The organism is Streptomyces sp. SID12501, from assembly GCF_010550245.1.
In the GTDB taxonomy this organism is placed as follows: Bacteria; Actinomycetota; Actinomycetes; order Streptomycetales; family Streptomycetaceae; genus Streptomyces.
This window is the reverse complement of sequence record NZ_JAAGLU010000968.1, coordinates 1-398: the sequence shown is the minus strand read 5'-3', so window position 1 is coordinate 398 and position 398 is coordinate 1. Positions and strand designations below refer to the sequence as shown.

General features: G+C 74.6%; 1 protein-coding gene and 1 pseudogene. Both read left to right on the top strand.

Annotated features, from left to right (window positions below; all coding sequences use genetic code 11):
* The coding region (locus G3I71_RS49375; protein WP_203733259.1) for an acetate--CoA ligase family protein at positions 1 to 270 on the top strand (270 nt) is incomplete at its 5' end.
* Positions 271 to 308: 38 nt separating this feature from the next.
* A pseudogene (locus G3I71_RS52135) lies at positions 309 to 398 on the top strand (phosphodiesterase); the annotation flags it as partial.

Sequence of the window (398 nt, the reverse complement as noted above, 5' to 3'; positions counted from 1 at the left end):
GACCGGGACGCGGCCGCGCTGATCCGCTCCATCCGCACCGCCCCGCTGCTCTTCGGCTGGCGCGGCAGCGACCCCGTCGACACCCGCGCCCTGGAGGAACTCCTGCTCCGGCTGTCCCGACTCGTCGACGACCACCCCGAGGTCGTCGGGGTTTCCCTGGAGCCGGTCGTCGTCGCCACCGAGGGCCTCTCCGTGCTGAGCGCCACCGTCCGCGTCGCCCACCCGCCCGCCCGCAGCGACCTCGGCCCGCGCACCCTGCCCAGCTACTGAGCGCCGGGCAGGTAGGGGGACCCCGGAGGGGCCTTAGGATGGACCTCATGGCGAAATCCGGTACGACGACCCAGGGGCTGCGCGCGGCGATCGAGCGCAGCGGCTACTACCCGGCCCTCGTGGCCGAG